The sequence below is a fragment of the Amycolatopsis sp. lyj-109 genome (genome assembly GCF_046548995.1).
Taxonomy (GTDB): domain Bacteria; phylum Actinomycetota; class Actinomycetes; order Mycobacteriales; family Pseudonocardiaceae; genus Amycolatopsis.
This window is the reverse complement of sequence record NZ_JAJPWR010000010.1, coordinates 202,208-221,255: the sequence shown is the minus strand read 5'-3', so window position 1 is coordinate 221,255 and position 19,048 is coordinate 202,208. Positions and strand designations below refer to the sequence as shown.

The window sequence follows — 19,048 nt, the reverse complement described above, 5'->3', positions numbered from 1 at the left end:
CGTGAAGGCCACCTTGAGGAACTTCAAGTTCCTCAAGGTGGCCTTCACGAATCTCACTGCGCGGGCTCGCCGGAGGGGACCGCCAGCCGGGTGCCCAGCGCGACCGGGGTGCCGAAGTTCGGCGTCCCGTCCGCGTTCCAGGTGAACTTCTGGGCGCGGGTGGTGCGGTTGAGGTCGCAGCCGCCGTTCACGGAGTTGTTGGCGTGGTAGACGATCCAGTCCTCGGTGCCGTCGGGGGACTTGAAGAACCCGTTGTGCCCCGGGCCGAACACCGAGTTGGCGTTGCTGCGCTGAAAGACCGGCTGCGCGGCCTTGACCCACGACGACTGCTGCAGCGGGTCGCCGCCGTTGTAGGTCAGGATGCCGAGCTTGTAGTCGGGAGTGGAGCAGTGGCTGGCGGAGAACACGATGAACGTCTTCCCGTTGCGCTGCAGCACTTCGGCGCCTTCGTTGACCGCGCCGCCCACGGTCTCCCAGCTGTAGTTCGGGCTGGAGAGGAGGTGCCGCGTCCCGCTCGCCGTCCACGGGTTGGACAGCGGCCGGATGAAGTTCGGCTGGGAGCCGTTGTAGAACGTGCCCAGCAGGTACAGCTTGCCGTCGAGCTGCAGGATGCTCGGGTCCAGCTCCCAGGTGTTGTCCTGGGTGGGATCGAGCAGGTCGGCCTTGAAGCTGTACGGCCCCATCGGGTCGGTGCCGGCGCTCTCGAGCACGTGGATGCGCTGCGTGCCGAGGTCGTACGGCTCGCGCCCGGCGACGTAGTAGAGGTACCAGCGCGGCCCGTTCGGCCCGGTGAGCAGGTGGAATTCGGGCGCCCACATCGTCCCGGCGCCGTTGGGCCGGGTGAGGGTGAAGAGCACCGTGTCCGGCGCGGAGGCCAGCCCGCCGAGCGTGCGGGACTTCCGCATGGTGATCGTCGAGTTCCACGTCGTGGTGGCGAGGTAGTAGTAGCCGTTGTGGTACTGCAGCCACGGGTCCGGGCCGTGCTGGCTCAGCGGGTTGGTGAAGGTGGCCGCGCTCGTCCCGGCGGCGATCCGCCAGACGCCGTTCGCCGCCGTCGTGCACGGCAGTTGCACGAGCCCGGCCCCGCTCGCCGCCGGGGAGACGCATTTCCCGGAACCGACCGAGACGACGGTGAACGTGTTCGTGCCGACCGCCTGCAGGCGGAATTGCTGGTTCGTGCCGGAATGGCAGGCGTACTGGATTACGGTCGCGTTGTCGGCCGTGGACGCGCCGTAGATGTCGACGCAGCTGCCCGCGGTCATCGTCGCGAGGGTGTAGACGTCGGTGCTGTTCTGGTACGGGGTGAACGTGAAACTCTGGTTCGCCGCGGCCGAACAACCACGCTGGACGAGCTGCACCGCGCTCGATCCGTCGGGCACCTCGGCGCAGTTTCCGCTGCCCTGGTTCACCATCGTGCTGCTGAACGTGGTCGCCGCGCGCGCGGGTGCCGCCGTGAAGAGGCCGGTCAGCAGAATCGCCGCCGCCGGCCAGGGTGATCGCCGCATTGTGCCCTCACATCGACAGAAGGAGAGAAACCCGGAGCCTGCGACCTTACGCCGGAAATGGTCACGCGAACAGGAAAAAGCCCAAAAGAACAGCCGATCCCCGGTTTCGGGAATCGGCTATCCGGTGCTGCGGTGAAGGGATTATCCTTGCGCGAGATATCGGCAGAAGAATGCGCTGAGGGCTGCCTTCTGGGTGGCCAGGCTTCGCCCCGCCTCGACGGTTCCGATGAACGGCGCGAGCGCCGCGGGGTCCAGGCCGAGCTGGGGGAGGAGCACCTGGTAGTCGGTGTAGCTGAAGTGCTCGCCGTCCGGCAGGTGCTGCGTGCGCACGGGACCGCGCCGGCGGGCGAGGAACTCCTGCCACGACGGGTCGGAAACCGCGCTGTGGTCGCCTGCGCTCAACAGCAGGAAGGGCTGGTCGAGGCCTTCGTCGGCGACCCGGCCGTACTCACGGTTCGACCGGGAGTACGCCATGCTGCCGTCGAGGTCGGCTCCGGCGTCGAGGCGGGCGTCCGACACCATGGTTTCGCCCGTGGTGAACCCGCCCGCGGAGTGCCCGAACATGCCGGCGCGGGAGACATCCGGTGCCAGCCCGGCCGGGAGCGCCCGGCGCTCGGCGTCGGGGTTTCCGCCGCGGGCCAGCGTTTCCAGTGCGTCGAGGACGAACCGGGTGTCGGCCACCCGGGTGGCGATCAGCTGCCGGCCCGCGTCGGGACCGGAGGGCAGCACCTGACGTTCGACGCGGCCGCCGGGGAACTCCACGGCCGCCGGCTCGTGGGTGTGGTCGATCGCCACCGTCACGTAACCCTCGCTCGCGAGCTGCTCCAGCTGCGCGGTGCCGACCGAGCGCGGGTACTTGGCGCTGGGCGAATAGAGCACGACCGGCCGCCGTCCACCGGCCGCGGGCACGCCGGTGCGGGCGTGCGTGGGAAAGGTGTAGTCGAGCCGGTCGGCGGCGATGCCGAGCGTCCGCGCGTCTTCCTCGGCGATGAGCCGGGCGGCTTCCGGTGCCAGGTAAGGAGTTTTCGGGCCACCCTCCGGAGCACGCGGGGTACCGGACGGTCACCATGAGCTCCCGCGTCCTCCCGGCGACCCGGGGATCCGGCCGTGCGTGGTCGACGAGGTGCAGATCGACGCTGCCGACGGAATAGGACCCGGTGGGCGCGGGCAGGGCGAGCCGGGTGGCCGCGGCCGCGGAGGCGGGCAGCGCGGTCAGTAAAAGGATGCCGGCAAGCCCGGCGACGAGAGGTGGTTTTCGCATGCTTTGACCGTTTTGACGGCCGGAGTGTTCCACATCGGGATGATCACCGAGATCGACCGGACAGGGGTGTGGCCCGGGCACCGGGCCCGGGCCACAGCCCTCGTGCTCAGAAGCCGTAGACGGTTTCGTAGACCCGCTGCCCGGCGTCGGTCGCGGCGAGCCCGTTGGCCCACAGCGAGTTCACCCGGCTGCGCTCGGCGGCGTTGGGGACAGCGTTGGTGCAGGACGTGCCGGGGCCGCCACCCGACATCAGCTCGGAGCACGGGCCCGAGTAGTGGTCGGGCAGCCCGAGGGCGTGCCCGGTCTCGTGCGCCGCGATGCGGGTCGGGTTGTACTGGCGGGCTTGGCTGTAGTCGATGAAGATGGTGCCGCTGCCGTGCCCGTTGGTCGAGGCGTAGGAGCCGCGGGGGTCGTTGCCTTCGGTGTAGCGCAGGCTCGCGCCGGAGTTGCGCTCGACGAGCCGGACGTTGGTGACGCTGCGGTTCCAGTTGGCGGCACCGGCGTTGATCACCGAGCGGAACGTCGGTGCGCTGGCGGTGCTGTAGTAGACCGTGGTGACGGCGGCTTCCTGCTCGGTGGCGGCCGACGCGGTGCCCGCGGCGAGCGGGGTCACGGTCAAGGCGAGCGCAACGGCGCCGGCCAGGGCGAACTTCCTCGACATCGGAAGACTCCTCGTGAGGGGACGGGGATTTGCCGGAATTGCGCGCGCTGTCGAGAATTTACCCGGAAGACACCTTCGCCGGAGCCGACTAACGTAGGGCCCGGAAACTGGTGATTTCCCAACACCAAAGTCGGGTTGACATCGCCGGGTTCACGCTGTGCGGGCGGGAGCCCCGGCCGGGCTGCTCACCTGAGGGTCAGGGCGAGCAGCTGCTGTTCCAGCTTCCGTGCGGCCGCCACGTCGATGCCCGCGCCCCACAGCGGCGCCGTGCTCGCGCCGTCGGCCGCCGCGACCACCAGCGTGACCACGTCGCCGGGGAGGCCGTCGTCGTGGAGTTCGCGGTCCCAGCGCTGTGCGTCCGCGCGGGCGAGCCCGGCGATCTCGGGGATCGAGATCAGCTGGGCGATCAGGGTGATGGTCTCGCGGATCGCGACCTCGTCGTAAGACGTGTCGAGCGACGCCCGGACGTACGCCCGGGTCAGCCGGCCCGGGGCGGTGTCGGCCGGGTCGAGCGCGGCCTGTACCTCGGCGCGGAAGGCGTCGAGCAGGTCCTGGGCGAGGGTGCGCACCAGTGCGTCCTTGGCGGGGAAGTGGTACAGCAGCCCGCCTTTCGACACGCCGGCCGCCCGGGCGATGTCGTCGAGGGAGGCCGACACGCCGCGGGTGCGGATGACCGTCGCGGCGGCGTCGAGCAGGGCGCGGCGGGTCTCTTCCGGGCTGCGCCCGGCCTTGCGTGGCATGTCAGTCCTTTCCGGACGGAATCGTACGCCAGGCGATCACCGCGGCGACGGCGGTCACGGCGGCCGCCGCGAGCGACGTCACCTGCATCGCGCCGGTGAAGGCCTCCCGTGCGGCGCGGGCGAGTTCCGAGTCCGGGTCGAGCACGCTCGCGGCGCCGGCGAGGGAGTCGCGGACCTCGCCCGGGACCGGGCCGGCCGGCAGGAGCGCGCGGTAGACGAGGTTCACCACCGAGCCGAGGATCGCGATGCCCAGGGCCGCCCCGAGTTCGTAGGCGGTCTCGGAGATCGCCGACGCCGAACCGGCCTTGTCCCGCGGGACGGCGGACAGCACCGAATCGACGGTCAGCGTGAGCGCCAGTCCGACGCCGAGCCCGACCGGCACGAGCGTCAGGCCCAGCCACCAGTACTGCGGCGCCCGTTCGGCGCCCGCGACCAGCGCGAGGCCCAGCGCAGCGACGGCGAGCCCCGCCGCGACGGCCCGGCCCCGGCCGAGCCGCCCGGCGACCACGCCGACCGCCGCCACCACGGCGATCGAGGCGAGCGTCGCGGGCATCTCCGCGAACCCCGCCTGCAGCGGCGAGAAGCCGCGGACGAGCTGCAGGTACTGCGAGAAGAAGAACAGCAGGCCCATCAGCGCGAAGACCGCGATGAAGTTCGCCAGCACCGCGCCGCTGAAGGCGCCGTGCCGGAACAGCGTGACGTCGATCAACGGCGCCGCGGCCCGCCGCTGGCGGCGGACGAACAGGACACCCGCCGCAAGCCCGAGCAGGGCGGCGATCGCCACCTGGACGTCGGGGCCCGAGCCGACGGCGTGCTTGACCGCGTAGACCAGCGGGACGATCGCCGCCAGCGACAGGGCGGCCGACAGCAGATCGAACCGGCCCGGGTCCGGATCCCGCGACTCCGGCAGCAGCCAGGTGCCCGCGATCAGGAAGAGGACGACGATCGGGACGTTGATCAGGAACACCGAGCCCCACCAGTAGTGCTCGAGCACCATCCCGCCGACCAGTGGGCCCAGCGCGATGCCGCCGCCGGACCCAGCCGACCAGATCGCGATGGCGCGGGTGCGCTCGCGCGGGTCGGCGAACAGCGTCCGGATGAGCGACAGCGTCGACGGCATGATCGTCGCGCCCGCGACACCCAGCAGCAGCCGCGCGACGACGAGTACGCCGGCGGTGGGGGAGAAGGCGGCCAGCGCGGAGGCGATCCCGAACGCCGCGGTGCCGATGAGCAGCACCTTCTTGCGCCCGAAGCGGTCGGCGAGGTTCCCGGCCGTGACGAGCAGCCCGGCCAGGGCGAGGGAGTAGACGTCCCCGATCCAGAGGATTTCGGTGGCGGTCGGCGCGAGTTCGCGGGTGAGTGACGGCACGGCCAGGTACAGCACGGTGCCGTCGACCGCGAGCAGGAGCACGGCGCCGACGAGGACGCCCAGCGCGGCCCAGCGGCGCCGGGGGCTCACCAGCCCGGCGGAGGTCGGCAGGGTGGTGGTCATGCCGTTTACTATACCGTCTGGACGGTACAGTAACCCTGGTGACGTGGCCCACGGGTAAGCTGAAGGCAGTGAGAGGGGGCGGATGTGACGGCCGAGGAACTGATCATCGAGTTCGCCTTGAGGCGCATGGACCACCCGGACCTCGACCTCGAGGAGATCGCGGCGCTCGTCGTCCGCCGGGGCGGCCCGGAGCGTGAGCTGGAGTTCGCCGCCCGCAATCTCGCCGATCGCGGCGAACTACGCGGCGCGCCGTTCCCGACGGCGGTGGAGTACGTGCTGCGGGTGGTGCTCACCCTGCGGAGGCCGTCCGACTAGTCCACTGTGGATGCGTTCCGGCCGCCCCTCGGACACGCTCGCTGCTACGCGAACCGGTCACCGGCGCCTGACTCAAGCGCCCCAATGTGGCCTTGGTTGCGTCAGACGCACCCAAGGCGGCCTTCGGTGCGTCTGACGCACCGAAGGCCGCCTTGGGGCGTTGAGGTGGCCCCGGCGGTCGAAGGTCGGCTCGCGGGCCGTGCCGGAGTCCCGACCTGCGGCCCGATTCGTCCCGCGCGTCCTCCCGAGTTGCCGCAAGTTTATCCGCGAACCCTTCCGGCTCGGGGCGTTCTATGTTAAGAAACTTTACTAACTACTAGCCGGAGGCACGTCGTGAGTTCACCCACTCGTTCCGGGGAGTCGCCCGCCCTTGAACGGAGGATCGGCCCGCTGCAGGCGACCGCGATCAACATGACCCAGATGTGCGGGATCGGCCCGTTCGTCACCATCCCCGCCATGGTCGCCACCATGGGCGGCCCGCAGGCGATGTTCGGCTGGCTCATCGGGGCGATCGTCGCGCTGGCCGACGGGCTGATCTGGGCCGAACTCGGCGCAGCCATGCCGGGCGCGGGAGGCACCTACCTGTACCTGCGCGAAGCGTTCCAATACCGCACCGGACGGCTGATGCCGTTCCTGTTCGTGTGGAGCGCGGTGCTGTTCATCCCGCTGATCATGTCGACCGGCATCATCGGCCTGGTGCAGTACCTGGGCTACCTGATCCCCGGCGTCACCGACGACGCGGGCACCACGCCGCTGGGCAAGATCATCGGTGTCGGCATCACGCTGATGATCATCCTGGCGCTCTTCCGCAAGATCGGCCAGATCTCGAAGCTCACCACGGTGCTGTTCGTCATCATGCTCGTCGCGGTGCTGACGACGATCGTCGCGGCGTTCTCGCACTTCAGCGCGGCGCAGGCGTTCGCCTTCACCCCGGGCGCATTCAGCTCCTTCGGCCACGGCACGTTCTGGGGCGGCCTCGGCGCCGGCCTGATCATCGCCATCTACGACTACCTCGGCTACAACACTTCCGCCTACCTCGGCGGCGAGGTGCGCACCCCGGGCCGCACGCTGCCCCGCTCGATCATCTTCTCCATCCTCGGCATCATGGGCCTGTACTTCCTGCTGCAAGTCGGCGTGCTCGGGTCGATCCCGCTGGACCAGTTGAAGGACGCGAAGTCGGTCGCGTCGTCGGTGCTGGAACAGGCGTGGGGCACCGGCACGGCGAAGGCCGTCACCGTGCTGATCGTGATCGCCGCCATCGGGTCGGTGTTCGCCGGGCTGCTCGGCGGCTCCCGGGTGCCGTTCGAAGCCGCGCGTGACAAGGTGTTCCTGCCCGTGTTCGGCAAGCTGCACCCGAAGCTGCACCTGCCGACCGCCGGCGTGCTCACCATGGGTGCCATCACGATCCTCGGCTCGCTGTTCACCCTGACCACGGTGATCAACGCGGCGGTCGCGACGCTGGTCATCATCCAGTCGCTGGCCCAGGTCGCCGCGATCTTCGTGCTCCGCTTCCGGCAGCCGAACCTGAGGCGGCCGTACCGGCAGTGGCTCTTCCCGATGCCGACGGCCGTCGCGCTCGTCGGCTGGGTTTACATCTACCTCTCGGCCGACTGGCTCTCGATCGGCCTGTCCCTGGGCTGGATCGCCATCGGCGGCCTCGCCTACCTGGTCTACGCCAAGGCCGAGAACACCTGGCCGTTCGGTCCCAAGGAAATCAACGAAGCCTTCGCCACCGAACCGGAAGGGGCTCAGGCATGACGAAGAAGCTCGCGGTGCTCGCCGCGCTGCTCCTCGTACCGGGCGTGCTCAGCGTGGCCGGACCCGCCGCCGCGCAAGACGTCCGAACCCTCGGGAAGCCCCACGGGCTCACCACCATCGGGCTGCAGGGCTGGCAGGTCCTGACGACGGCGAGCGTCAAGGACGGCGGCGACCAGGTCTCCACCCCCGGGTACGCCACCGGCGGCTGGCTTCCGGTGAAGCCGGACGACGCCGGCGCGCCCGGCACCGAGATCACCGCCCTCGTCCAGAACGGCAAGTGCCCGGACGTCTTCTACTCGGATACCATGCGCAAGTGCTTCGGGTACGTCGACAAGCTCGGGCCCGTCGTCACCAAGCCGTTCTCCGACCCGTGGTGGTACCGCGCCGACTTCGCCCCGGACTTCCGCCCGGGGCAGCACGCGAAGCTGACCATCCCCGGCATCGTCGGCGAGGGCGACGTCTGGGTGAACGGCACGCTCGTCGCCACGAAGGACATCGTGAGCGGCGCGTTCGCCGGACACACCTTCGACGTCACGAAGCTGGTGAAGCCGGGCCGCAACACCCTGGCGATCAAGGTCTACCCGAACGACCCGCTGAAGATGTACACCCTCGACCAGGTCGACTGGGGTCAGATCCCGCCGGACAACGACACCGGCATCCAGTTCCCGCCCACCCTACAGGTCTCCGACGCGCTCACCGGCGACAACGCCCACGTCGTGCAGGACAACACGCCCGATCTCTCCAGCTCGAAGCTGACCGTGAAGCTCGACGTCACCAACAACGCGGGCACGGCGCAGACCGGGGACGTCGCCGCGACGGTCACCGCGCCCTCGGGCGCGCCGGTCGTCGTCAAGCAGCGCGTCACGATCCCGGCGAACAGCAAGCGGACGGTGACGTTCGCGCCGATCGAGATCGCGCACCCGCAGGTCTGGTGGCCGTACTCGATGGGCGACCAGCCGCTGTACACGCTGACCACCGCGGTCTCGCAGGACGGCGTGCTGTCGACGTCGTCGAAGAGCACCTTCGGCATCCGCACGGTGACCTCGCGCCTGGTCGGGAAGTCCGCGCCGCTGCCCGAAGGCGCGCGGCAGTTCACGATCAACGGCAAGGACTTCGTGTTCCGCGGCGGCGGGTTCGCCCCGGACCTGTTCCTGCGCTACGACAAGGCCGACACCGCCCACCAGCTCGCGCTGATCAAGAACCTGGGCTTGACCGGTGTCCGCCTCGAAGGCCACGACATGCCGCCGGACTTCTACGACCAGGCCGACCGCGCCGGGCTGCTGGTGATCGGCGGGTTCCTGTGCTGTGACGCCTGGCAGCCGGAGGACGCCTCGACGCTGACCGAGCGCGACTACCGGATCATGCACGACTCGGCTTACACGATCGCGCAGCTGGAGCGGAACCACCCGAGCGTCTTCAACTACGGCTGGAGCGACAACGAGCCGGTGCCGCGCCAGGAGTCCGAGACGCTCAAGGCGTTCAAGGAAGCCGACTTCCAGGTCCCGGTGATCGCCTCGGCGGAGTACAAGAGCACGCCGACGCTTGGCCAGTCCGGGGAGAAGGAAGGCCCGTACGACTGGGTCCCGCCGTCGTACTGGTACGACAGCTCGCACTTCGACGCCGAGGACTCCTCCCGCACGAACGCGGGTGGCGCGTGGGGCTTCGCGAGCGAGCAGAGCGCCGGGCACACCGTGCCGACGCTCGACTCGATCAGGCGGTTCCTCTCGCCCGCCGAGCAGGCGAAGCTGTGGCAGGACCCGGCGTACAACCAGTACCACGCGAACTTCGAGCCGGGCCACGGCGGCTACGCCTTCGGCACGCTGTACACACTGGACCAGTCGATCGCGCGGCGGTACGGGAAGTGGGGCTCGCTCAAGTCCTATGTGGACCTGGCGAACATCGCGAACTACGAGAACACCCGTTCGCAGTTCGAGGCGTTCCTGCACCACTCGACGGACAAGGCCAACCCGGCGACCGGCGTCGTCTACTGGCAGCTGAACAAGGGCTGGCCGACGCTGCTGTGGTCGCTCTACAACGACGACGGCGACCAGGCGGGCGCGTACTTCGGCGCGCAGAAGGCGAACAAGCCGCTGCACGCGATCTACGGCTACGACAACGGGTCGGTCACCCTGGACAACCTCGGGGCGGCGACGCAGTCCGGGCTTTCGGTGCAGGCGCGCGTGCTCGACACCGCGGGCAAGGTGCTCGACGACCAGACCGCTTCGGGGCTCTCGCTCGCGTCGCAGGGCGTCAAGACCGGGGTGCTGAAGCCGAAGGTGCCCGCCGAGACGAAGGCGCCGGCGCCCGCGCAGGTCTATTTCGTCGAGTTGCAGGTGAAGCAGGGCGGGAAGGTCGTCGACCGGAACGTCTACTGGCTTTCCACGCAGAAGGACGTCGTCGACTGGGCCAAGACGCTGGGGAACCCGCAGGCGACGCTGTCGCAGTACGGCAACCTGCAGGCCCTGCAGAACCTGCCGAAGTCGCAGGTCGCCGCGGTGGCGTCGACCCGGCCGGACGGGACGGGCCTGGTCACCGCGGTGACGATCACCAACACCTCGAAGACGCCGGGTGCGGCGTTCTTCCTGCGGGCCGACGTCCGCCGCGGCACGCCGGACGGGCGGGAAGCGCCGGGGGACAACCAGCTCGCGAACGCGACCTGGGACGACAACGACATCACGCTCTGGCCGGGCCAGTCGCAGACGCTGACCGTCACCTACCGGGCCGCCGACCTGCGCGGCGCGGTGCCGGTGATCAGCGTCGACGGCTTCAACGCCGGCCGGATCGTGGTGCGGGGGACGGGAGGGGCGCACGCGTGAGCGAGGATCGGATTCTCGGGATCGACTTCGGCGGCACGAAAGTGGCGCTGGGGCTCGCCGACCGCGACGGCACCCTGCTGGCGACCCGCCGGCTGGACACCGACGCGCACGCGGGGGCCAGGCAGGTGGTGGTGCGCGCGCTCGCCGCGGCCAGGGCCCTCCTGTCCGACGAGGGCGCGGAGCCCGCCTGCATCGGCGTCGTCAGCCCGGGGATCGTGCTGCCGGATCGCATCCTGCTCGCGCCGAACGTGCCGGGCTGGGAGCAGTTGCGGCTGGCGGAGCTGGTGGCCGCGGCGTTCCCCGCCGTGTCGATCTCGGTGGGCACGGACGCGAAGGCGGCGGCCCTGGCGGAGTGGCGCTGGGGCGCGCTGGCCGGGGCCGACCCGGCGGTGTTCCTGTCACTGGGCACCGGCATCGCGGCCGCGGTGCTGGTCGGCGGCCGGCTGCTGACCGGCGCCAACGGAGCTGCCGGCGAGATCGGGTACAACCTGCTCTCGCCGCAGGACACCGAGGGTTTCGCGAGCGGAGCGGCGCCGCTCGAGGAAGCCGTCGGTGGGCGTGGGCTGGGCGGCCGGGCGAGCGAACTGCTCGGCCGCCCGGTCACCGCGGGGGAACTGTTCGCACTGGCCAAGGAGAACGTCCAGGCCAAGGAACTGGTCACGGCCGCGCTCGACGAGCTGTCGATGCACGTGGCCAACCTGGCGATCGCGCTGGATCCGGAGCGCATCGCGGTCGGCGGCGGGCTCGTGCGCTCGGCGGACGTGCTGCTGCCGGCGCTGGCGGACCGGCTCGCGCACGCGGTGCCGTTCCCGCCACAGCTGGTGGCGGCCCGCTTCGACCAGGACGCGGCGCTGCTGGGCGCGGTGGCGCTGGCCCTGGGCGGTTGAGCGTCCGGGTGGTGTGCCGGTGCCCCGACCCGGCACACCACCCGGCTTCAGCGGGTCAGGTTCCGGCCGCGGCGAGTTCCTCGGTCCGCCGGAACGCGGCGGGGGAGAGCTGGACCCACACGAGGACCGCGCTGACGGCCTGGACGGCCGCGCCCATCACCCAGACGGCGCGCAGGCCCCAGTGCGCCGCGACCAGGCCGCCGGCCAGCGCGCCCAGCGGCGTGAGGCCCCAGGCCAGCGCACGGTGGCTGGTGAGCACCCGGCCCAGCAGGGGTGCGGGTGTGAAGCGCTGTCGGCTGGACTGCGAGCAGACGTTCCAGATCAGCACGGACGCCGTCAGCGACACCAGCACGAGGCCCACCAGCGGCGGCCACGGCGGGACGACGGCGATCAGCAGGTCCGCGACCGCGCCGAAGCTCTGCGCGAACCGCATCGACCACGAGTAGCCGAGCCGGTCCACCACCTTCTGCACCACGAACGACGACACCACCCAGCCGACGGCGAGGCAGGCGAGCAGCAGGCCGTAGCCGACCGAGCCGACGTGCAGGACCTGCGTCGCGTAGAGCACGAACATCGAGCTGCCGGCGCTCGCGGCGAACGAGCCGAGGGCGACGTTGATGGTGATCGACCGCAGCAGCGGCGTCCGCACCAGGTGCCGCAGGCCGCCGGAGAGGTCCCGCAGCGGGTGCGTCGTCGCGGCCACCACGGACTGCGACGGAATCCGGCGGGCGAGCAGCAGGGCGACGAGCGCGCAGCCGGCGGCCAGCCAGGCGGGCGAGCCGGCGGCGAACGCGATCAGGAACCCGGTCAGCGGCGGCACGACGAACCGCACGACCCCCTGGTCGATCACGGTGAGCCGCGCGTTGGCGTGGGCGAGCCGGTCCGGCTCGACGAGCTCCGGCACCAGCGCGCCGCTGGCGCCGTCCCCGAGCACCTGCGCCGAGGTGACGACGAAGGCGACCAGCAGCAGCACGGGCAGGGTCAGCAGATGGGCGGACGCGACGGCGGCGAGCAGGACGGCGGCCCCGGCCTGCACGGCGTAGGCCCACGCGAGCACGGTGGTCCGGCGTACCCGGTCGATGAGCACCCCGGCGAACAGCGAGAGCAGCAGCCACGGTGCCTGACCGGCGATGTTGACCAGCGACACCTCGCGCGGATCGGTGGTGATCGACACCGCGAGCAGGGGAAGAGCGGCCAGCATCAGGCCTTCGGCGGACGAACCGGACACCGCGACGGCCTGCAGCCGCACCCACCTGGACGCCATGATCCCGAGCTTGCCGAAGCGATCGGTGAATTCCAACCGATTTAGCCGCCGGTGAGGGAGGGATCTCCCGCGCCGCGCCGTCGTAACGCTGCGGAGCGAATCCGAGACTCATGACCCGTGGCGCGCCGGTGGGCGTCCTCGGCGAAGGGAAGCAGTTGGGCAGGCGAGGTGCAGGCGGTCCGGTCGACCCGGCGATCCAGGCGGCGCGCATCAACCGCCGCGGCACGCTGATCACCGCGATGGCCACGGTCATCGCCGCGTTGATCGGCGGCCTGTTCGCGGCCTACAAGGTCGGCAACGACCAGGGCGCTGCCGAGGTCCCACCGCGGACGGTGACCGTCACGGCCACGGCGCCGCCGAACGCGCCTCCGCCCGCGTCGACCGGCGCGGCGCAGGCAAGTGGGGTGTCCGCCCAGGTGCGGCTCGAAGCCGGGACCGGCGTCGACCTCGACGCGGCCGATCCCCGCGCCGTCGAAACCACCGGCCCGAACGGGGACATCGACCTCTACTACTCGGGTGTCCTGATCACGGCCAACCGGTCCGCGACGTACTACTACAACGGCGGCGAGCAAGCGGCGAGCGCCGCCTGCCCCAAAGCGGTGGCCAACGACAAGCCCGCCCAGAGCGGTCAGGTCGTCCTGGCTGCCGGATACCAGTTCTGCATGCGGACTTCCGATGGCAAGGTGGGCTGGGTCGGCTGCAACGACGTGAAGGTGTCCGGCTACATCGTGCTGAACTACCGGCTGTTCGCCACGACCTGAGCCGCGGGACTCAGCGGCGCACCCGGGTCGATTCGCGCACGACCAGCTCCGGGGTGAACACCACGGCCTGCCGTTCGGGTTTGGTGTCCGACGTCTCCGCCAGCAGCAACTCCGCGGCCGTGCGGCCGAGGCGGCGGGCGGGCTGGCGGACCGAGGTCAGCGGGACCGCCGCCGCACCCGCGAACTCGATGTCGTCGTAGCCGACGATCGCCATCTCGTCCGGGACGCGGACGCCCGCGCCGACCATCGCCTGCAGCACGCCCAGGGCGAGCAGGTCGTTCGCGCAGAACACCGCCGTCGGGCGAGGGCTCGCGCCCAGGAGACGCGCGCCGGCGTCGCGGCCCGAGGAGACGTCGAGGCCGATCGCCTCCAGTACCGTCAGTTCCGCGCCCGAGCCGGTCAGCGCGGTGCGCAGGCCCTGCTCGCGATCGCGGCACTGGGCGAGGATGGCGGGGCCGTTGACGAACGCGATCCGCCGGTGCCCGGTCTCCAGCAGGTGCCGTCCGCCGAGCGCCCCGCCGGCGACGTCGTCGACCGACACGGAACTGGCCTCGGCCGCCGGGGCCTTGCGGTCGACGAAGACGTACGGCGTGCCGCTGCGCCGGAACGTCCGCAGGGCCTCGCCGGAGGTCGCGACCGGGCTCAGCAACACCCCGCGCACCCGCTGCTCGGCGAACATCGCCAGGTACGACGCTTCCAGTTCGGACCGCTGCCCGCTGTTGCAGGTGATGATGTTGAGGCCCTCGGCGTGCGCGGCCTGCTCGGCCCCGCGGGCGACGTCGACGAAGAAGGGGTTCCCCAGATCGAGGACGAGCAGCCCCAGCACGCGGCTGCGCCCGGCGCGCAGCTGCCGGGCGGACTCGTCCCGGACGTACCCGAGTTCCTCGATCACCGAAAGCACCCGGCTCCGCGTCGCGGCCGCGACGACGTGCGGCCGGTTGACCACATTGGACACCGTGCCGATCGAGACGCCCGCGCGCTTCGCGACGTCCTTGATGCCGACCACCGGACCCCCTCGCTGAGAAGGCGTGAGCCTATCACGATCTGAAACGTTTCAGGCCTCAGGAGCCATCCCGTTTTCCCGACCGCTCGCCGGTGCCGGCTGAGCACCACCGAACGATAGCTGACGAGCCTCGTCGGTCCCGGAGATGACGCGGTTGATCGAGACCTTGAGCCACTCCAGCGTGACCCGAACCTGGTCATCGATCTGCCAGCGGTCCAGCGCGTCCGATGCAAGCAGGTTGTTGACGAAGTCGAACACCTCCCTCCGATGGGTGTCCCGCTCCTTGACGAGCGCGTCGACCACCGGGGCCACCTGCTGCGGGTTCTGCGCCAGCTGGAGCGCGAACTGGTCGATGTCGCCGCCTTCGATCAGCGTCTTGAAGGCCTGTACCTCGGACGTCAGGCGCAGGTTTTGCTCAGTCTGCTTGTCCATACGCAGCCGCACGAGCACCTTCGTCCACAGCCCGTGTTCCCCCTCCAGCCAGGCCGACTCGAAGCGGGCGGCCGCTGCCTTCTCCGCGGATTCGACGTCACCGATCTGCAGCGACCTGGTCTCCTGCCGCAACCCTTCGAGCAGCTGCGGGACCAGGACCCGGCGAACGTCCGTGATGCCGCTCTGCACCACCAGTTCCGGGTCGACGACCCGCCACTGCACGTCGACCGCCGCCCGGAAGACGAAGGCCTCCCCGGCGCTCGGCAGGGTGACGCCCAGTGTCAGCCGGCGTAGGGACATGTCCACTTCGTACTGGCTGCGGAACCCGCCCCACAGCATCTTGCGCACGGTCGGCTGCTTCCCGCCGCGGAAGGTCGTCATGGCCCCGTTCTTGCGGACGAAGACCGTCGCCGTCCAGGGCCGAGCCGGGGCGCGGCGGACGAGGAAGTCCAGTCGACCGACCCGGTACTCCCCGACGAGCGGTGCGAAGTTGGACGGCTCGACGGTCCGGACCTCCTCTTCCGGGGCGTCCTCCTGCTTCGCGTCTTCCCGCCAGTTGGCTGCCTGTGGGGCGGACGGCTCCGGCGTGGTGGCCGGCTGCGGGGTTTCGTCCGGTTTCTCTTCGTCATTCATGCCGGTAGACACCTTTCTTCTCGGGCGTGGACCGCGTCGGTCAACCGGGCCGCCACCTCCGGCCGGAGCGGATCGGCCCAATCCACCTGGAGCCGGTCGACCAGGTGCTTCAGCCGGAGCCGGTCGCTTTCCGCGTCGACGACGTAGGGGAGGAATCGGGCCAGCGTCTCCAGGCATTCGGCGTCGCGTTCGGCTACGCGGACCCATTTGCCGAGGACCTGTTTGGCCACGGACCCGCCGGCCCGGGCGCGTAGCGACTGGCGGAGCAGGTCGGCGATCGGCTCGGTGAGCGCGGGCTGTTGCCACTGAAGCGTGAGCAGCAACGGCCACTTCTGCGCCGCGGCGGGCAGCTCGGGCCGTTCGCTGCCCGCGGCGATGTGCAGATAGTCGAGTTCGAACCCGTATAGGTCCGTCAACTGGTCGACCGCGTTCAGCGCCAGCCGGCGGAGACTGCTGCGCTCACTCCGGATCCACTGGCCGAGACAGTCGAGTACCGGACGGATCTCACCGAACGCCAGCAGTTTCGCGACGCTGAAGCCGGCAGCCCAGACGAGCCCTTCGTCGACTCCGCCGAACGAGGGGCGCTCCGCGGGTGTCCCGATGATGCGCAGCTCGTTCAAGGATTCCGTGACGTAGCGCCGTCCGAGGGTGAATCCCTGTGCCGCTGCGGCGGTCCACCGTGCGGTGTAACTCCCGGAACGGCACCAGCGACGCAGCATGCGCCGGATCGCCGGACGGAGGTCTTCGTTCTGCGCTGCCTGGTCCAGTGCGATGGCCGCGGACATGCGGCGCTGCCACGAGTTCTTCTTGGTGGGGGCGACGAAGGCTCCGGAGGCGATCATTTTCGTGTACCCGTAGACGAAGTCGAGCCCACAGAGGTAACCGGTTGCTTGGGCGGCGCGAACCCACACGAGAGCACGAGCATCCTTGCTGAGCTTGGTCAGCCACCAGGTGATGGCGTCCCGCATGCGGTGGTGGTTGTCCCAGACGTACTCGAGCACGGTGCTGGGGTACCGCTCGTCGTGGAAGACCAGCAGCGGCATGGGAACGAGCTCTTGGCCGAAGGTGGTGTAGCCGTCGATCACCTTCGCGCGAAGGGCGGGGAGGCGGTGCTCCTGATCGTCGGTGAACAGGGACGTGCGCCGCGTCCCGGTCGCGCCGGTCGCGGCGATGAGCCGGCCGGCCAGCCGCCCGGCGGCATCGGCGACGAGGTGGTACGGCGATTTGTTGAGCACGGCCAGCGCGATCCGGAAGGCGGCGAGGCGCAGTGCCTCGTCCCGCTCCTCGCCGGGGGGCACGGCCTGGAGCCCGGCGAACCATTCGGTGATCTGGAAGTACACCGCGCGCGCGGCCTCGCGCTCGACGTCGATCCGGGTGATCCGGCCTCTCGCGTGCCGGGCGAGCATGGCCGCCATGCGAACGGATTCGAGGGGGCGGGGGCAGGGGCCCAGTGCCTTGGCGACCCAGTCCGTCTCCCGCAACTCGGACATCCGGTCTTCGAAGTCCTCCGCGTCCTCGGTGCGGGCTTCATGCGAAGCGTGCCTCTCCAGCAGCGCCCCGGCGTCCGGGGCGGTGTAGTCGTGCGCGTAGTCGCCGAAGACGCCGGAAGGCCGGGGATCGGTTTCGCCGACCAGGACGCAGTAAGCGTCATGGTCTTTCAACAGCCCGTGCAGTTTCTCGAGGTGTGTCTCGGTGAGCGAGCCCGCGATCCGGCGCGGGACCTCGGCGACGTACCCGGCGTTGTTTTCGGGCAGCCCGGCCTCGGTCAGCGACTTGACGGTCTCGCCGCTGTCCAAGCGGAACACCCGACCGGGCGTCAGGTGGTCCAGCAGGTGCAGAGCGGTGGTGACACGTCCGGTACCCGGCTGACCGCGCAGCAGGAGCACCCGGTTGGTGCGGAGCGCACGGAGCATTTCCCCGTACCCGGAAACCTCGAGGTAGCGCTCCCGGATCCAGCTCAGGACCTCCTCTCGGACCGATCCGGACGTGCGTGACACGGTGTGCCCGACGAAGATCTGGGTCCGGTCGCCGATCTGCAGCTCTTTGATGTTGTTCCCGGTGAGCAACGCGGATCGGGCGTACTGGTTGACCTCCGGGGACAAGAAGTGCTGCCCCTGCTTGAAACTTTCGGTGAAACCGCGCTTCTCGTCCCCGAGCAGATTGTCGGGGGTCTTGTCCCCGGAGCCCGGCCCCGTCTGGGCATCCGGCTGGTCTGCGGCCGCCGGGGTGGAGCTGTCCGACGGCGCGCTCGATGCGTCGGTCATCGGGGACCTCCATGACGGTGGACGTCGCCCAGGATGACCGGGGCGGTGAAAGTGCTCTGGCCGAGGATCGGCGAGCGCTCTCCGTGCGTCATGGCGGAGAAGGACTGGTCGGCGGCCGGAACCTCGCGGCCGGCCGGCGGCGAATCAGGGCCCGGCGCGGCCTCCGGGGGCACCGAGTGCCCGGGAACCCTGATCCAGCAACCGGTTTTCCCTTGGGACCGTCGGTATGACTCCGGGAACACCAGGCGACCGCCTCGGGCAACCACCACCTCGTGGACCCGCTCGGACACGACGATCACGATTCGCCCTCGGTCGGTGGCGGCCAGCAGGCGGGCCGCAGGTTCCGCGTCGGCGAGTTCGGCGGCCTCGGCGCTGGCGGCCGCCGGGTCCGGGGCCAACGCAATGCCGACGGCTATGCGGGCCAGGGGGCAGTGCGCGGTGACAGCCGTGCGCACCTCCTCGAGCCACCGCCCGGTCAGGGCCGTTCCGGCGAGCTCTGCGGGCACGCGGAACGTCGGCTCCTCGCCGTCCGGCGCGGCCACGCCGACGGCTTCGAAGGACGGCCGAAGGACCTGTTCGAAGAAACCGGGGGGAGGTGCGGCCGCCCCGGCGAACCGCAGGCTCACGGCCAAGGTGCCGAGACAGGCGCCGACACGTTCGCTCGTGACTCCGGGCACGTACACCCACGTCGTCGCGAAGAACTGCTTCGCCGGGTCGGCGACTTCGACACGCGTGAAGTCCTTCGCCGCCAACGACGTGTGGCGTTGGCGGACCGAGCCGTCGAAGATCGGTTCGGACACCGCGAGAACGAGGTTCACCTCGGGAAACACTTCAAGCGTTTCCCGGACCGCACGGGCATCGCGGAGTCTGCAGACGTGGACCGGCGCGTCGCCGGCGTACCCGAGGGCCGCCGGCAGTGTGACGCCGTGGTGGACCGCCACCCGCAGCCGCAGCCGGGCGCGGAGCCGGAGGTCGTGGTTGTGCCGTCCGAGCCACTCGTCCAGCTCCCGGATGAAGGGACCGATCACTTTGGGCTCGGCGCTTTCGTCGGTGACGATGGCGAACAGCCCGTCGCCGGCCTCCTGCCGCCGCCACCGCGCCGGATCGAGCCCGCTGCGCGTAGCTGCCACCCGGAGGGCCTCGGCGAGCGCTCGCTGCAGATCGTGTTGCTGCCGGTCGTCGCGGGTCCCGTACCGCCAGGCGTCTACCGCGAGCAGGAGCATCCGGGCGAACTGGCCTTCATCCGTCACGGTGAC

15 protein-coding genes are annotated in these 19,048 nt (G+C 70.5%); 5 read left to right on the top strand and 10 right to left on the bottom strand.

Annotated elements, in window-relative coordinates; genetic code table 11:
* Positions 1-53: 53 nt before the first annotated feature.
* The 5 genes from ACLJQF_RS23785 to ACLJQF_RS23765 form a co-directional block, all read right to left on the bottom strand.
* Entirely contained in the window at positions 54-1,412 is a 1,359-nt protein-coding gene (locus ACLJQF_RS23785) for a family 43 glycosylhydrolase (RefSeq protein ID WP_410611854.1), read from the bottom strand.
* A 234-nt stretch (positions 1,413-1,646) separates the two neighbouring features.
* On the bottom strand, positions 1,647-2,384 hold the full coding sequence (locus ACLJQF_RS23780) for a hypothetical protein (protein WP_410611693.1): 738 nt from the start codon (positions 2,382-2,384) through the stop codon (positions 1,647-1,649).
* 488 nt (positions 2,385-2,872) lie between these two features.
* Positions 2,873-3,427 (bottom strand): snapalysin family zinc-dependent metalloprotease, encoded by a 555-nt coding sequence (locus tag ACLJQF_RS23775; protein WP_410611691.1) that lies wholly within the window; start codon positions 3,425-3,427, stop codon positions 2,873-2,875.
* 185 nt (positions 3,428-3,612) lie between these two features.
* A complete protein-coding gene (locus ACLJQF_RS23770; RefSeq protein WP_410611690.1) occupies positions 3,613-4,167 on the bottom strand; it encodes a TetR/AcrR family transcriptional regulator in 555 nt (184 codons plus the stop codon).
* A 1-nt stretch (position 4,168) separates the two neighbouring features.
* Positions 4,169-5,659, bottom strand: coding sequence for an MFS transporter (locus tag ACLJQF_RS23765; protein WP_410611688.1), 1,491 nt, complete (start codon positions 5,657-5,659; stop codon positions 4,169-4,171).
* 84 nt (positions 5,660-5,743) lie between these two features.
* Here ACLJQF_RS23765 and ACLJQF_RS23760 point away from each other — a divergent pair, with 84 nt between their 5' ends.
* The 4 genes from ACLJQF_RS23760 to ACLJQF_RS23745 all read left to right on the top strand — a co-directional run bounded on the left by ACLJQF_RS23760 (position 5,744) and on the right by ACLJQF_RS23745 (position 11,435).
* Complete coding sequence (locus ACLJQF_RS23760; RefSeq protein ID WP_410611687.1) at positions 5,744-5,974, top strand: hypothetical protein; 231 nt, start codon at positions 5,744-5,746, stop codon at positions 5,972-5,974.
* A gap of 333 nt (positions 5,975-6,307) precedes the next feature.
* The gene (locus ACLJQF_RS23755) at positions 6,308-7,732 is read left to right on the top strand and encodes an APC family permease (RefSeq protein ID WP_410611685.1); all 1,425 of its coding nucleotides are present in this window, start codon (positions 6,308-6,310) and stop codon (positions 7,730-7,732) included.
* A complete protein-coding gene (locus tag ACLJQF_RS23750) occupies positions 7,729-10,548 on the top strand; it encodes a glycosyl hydrolase 2 galactose-binding domain-containing protein (RefSeq protein WP_410611683.1) in 2,820 nt (939 codons plus the stop codon). Before ACLJQF_RS23755 ends, ACLJQF_RS23750 begins: the two co-directional genes overlap by 4 nt.
* Complete coding sequence (locus ACLJQF_RS23745) at positions 10,545-11,435, top strand: ROK family protein (RefSeq protein ID WP_410611682.1); 891 nt, start codon at positions 10,545-10,547, stop codon at positions 11,433-11,435. Before ACLJQF_RS23750 ends, ACLJQF_RS23745 begins: the two co-directional genes overlap by 4 nt.
* A 55-nt stretch (positions 11,436-11,490) precedes the next feature.
* Here the strand turns inward: ACLJQF_RS23745 and ACLJQF_RS23740 are convergent, their stop codons facing one another.
* Complete coding sequence (locus tag ACLJQF_RS23740) at positions 11,491-12,699, bottom strand: MFS transporter (protein ID WP_410611681.1); 1,209 nt, start codon at positions 12,697-12,699, stop codon at positions 11,491-11,493.
* 110 nt (positions 12,700-12,809) lie between these two features.
* Here ACLJQF_RS23740 and ACLJQF_RS23735 point away from each other — a divergent pair, with 110 nt between their 5' ends.
* Positions 12,810-13,460 carry a hypothetical protein gene (locus tag ACLJQF_RS23735; protein WP_410611680.1) on the top strand — a complete coding sequence of 217 codons (651 nt, stop codon included), beginning with the start codon at positions 12,810-12,812 and terminating at the stop codon, positions 13,458-13,460.
* 10 nt (positions 13,461-13,470) lie between these two features.
* On the opposite strand, the gene ACLJQF_RS23730 is transcribed toward ACLJQF_RS23735, so the two are convergent.
* Genes ACLJQF_RS23730 through ACLJQF_RS23715 form a run of 4 tightly spaced genes read right to left on the bottom strand, consistent with a single transcriptional unit; the run spans position 13,471 to position 19,042 of the window.
* Positions 13,471-14,466 (bottom strand): LacI family DNA-binding transcriptional regulator, encoded by a 996-nt coding sequence (locus tag ACLJQF_RS23730; RefSeq protein ID WP_410611679.1) that lies wholly within the window; start codon positions 14,464-14,466, stop codon positions 13,471-13,473.
* Between the two features lie 48 nt (positions 14,467-14,514).
* Positions 14,515-15,528, bottom strand: coding sequence for a hypothetical protein (locus ACLJQF_RS23725; protein WP_410611678.1), 1,014 nt, complete (start codon positions 15,526-15,528; stop codon positions 14,515-14,517).
* Entirely contained in the window at positions 15,525-17,792 is a 2,268-nt protein-coding gene (locus ACLJQF_RS23720; protein ID WP_410611676.1) for a hypothetical protein, read from the bottom strand. Before ACLJQF_RS23720 ends, ACLJQF_RS23725 begins: the two co-directional genes overlap by 4 nt.
* Positions 17,789-19,042 carry a hypothetical protein gene (locus ACLJQF_RS23715; protein ID WP_410611675.1) on the bottom strand — a complete coding sequence of 418 codons (1,254 nt, stop codon included), beginning with the start codon at positions 19,040-19,042 and terminating at the stop codon, positions 17,789-17,791. The genes ACLJQF_RS23720 and ACLJQF_RS23715 overlap by 4 nt, the downstream gene beginning before the upstream one ends.
* Between the last annotated feature and the right edge of the window lie 6 nt (positions 19,043-19,048).

Bases quoted from the DNA above. Each gene is read 5' to 3' on its own strand.
- ACLJQF_RS23785 (WP_410611854.1), bottom strand. From the start codon at position 1,412: ATGGTGAACCAGGGCAGCGGAAACTGCGCCGAGGTGCCCGACGGATCG.
- ACLJQF_RS23775 (WP_410611691.1), bottom strand. From the start codon at position 3,427: ATGTCGAGGAAGTTCGCCCTGGCCGGCGCCGTTGCGCTCGCCTTGACC.
- ACLJQF_RS23770 (WP_410611690.1), bottom strand. From the start codon at position 4,167: ATGCCACGCAAGGCCGGGCGCAGCCCGGAAGAGACCCGCCGCGCCCTG.
- ACLJQF_RS23765 (WP_410611688.1), bottom strand. From the start codon at position 5,659: ATGACCACCACCCTGCCGACCTCCGCCGGGCTGGTGAGCCCCCGGCGC.
- ACLJQF_RS23750 (WP_410611683.1), top strand. From the start codon at position 7,729: ATGACGAAGAAGCTCGCGGTGCTCGCCGCGCTGCTCCTCGTACCGGGC.
- ACLJQF_RS23740 (WP_410611681.1), bottom strand. From the start codon at position 12,699: ATGGCGTCCAGGTGGGTGCGGCTGCAGGCCGTCGCGGTGTCCGGTTCG.
- ACLJQF_RS23735 (WP_410611680.1), top strand. From the start codon at position 12,810: ATGACCCGTGGCGCGCCGGTGGGCGTCCTCGGCGAAGGGAAGCAGTTG.
- ACLJQF_RS23725 (WP_410611678.1), bottom strand. From the start codon at position 15,528: ATGAATGACGAAGAGAAACCGGACGAAACCCCGCAGCCGGCCACCACG.
- ACLJQF_RS23720 (WP_410611676.1), bottom strand. From the start codon at position 17,792: ATGACCGACGCATCGAGCGCGCCGTCGGACAGCTCCACCCCGGCGGCC.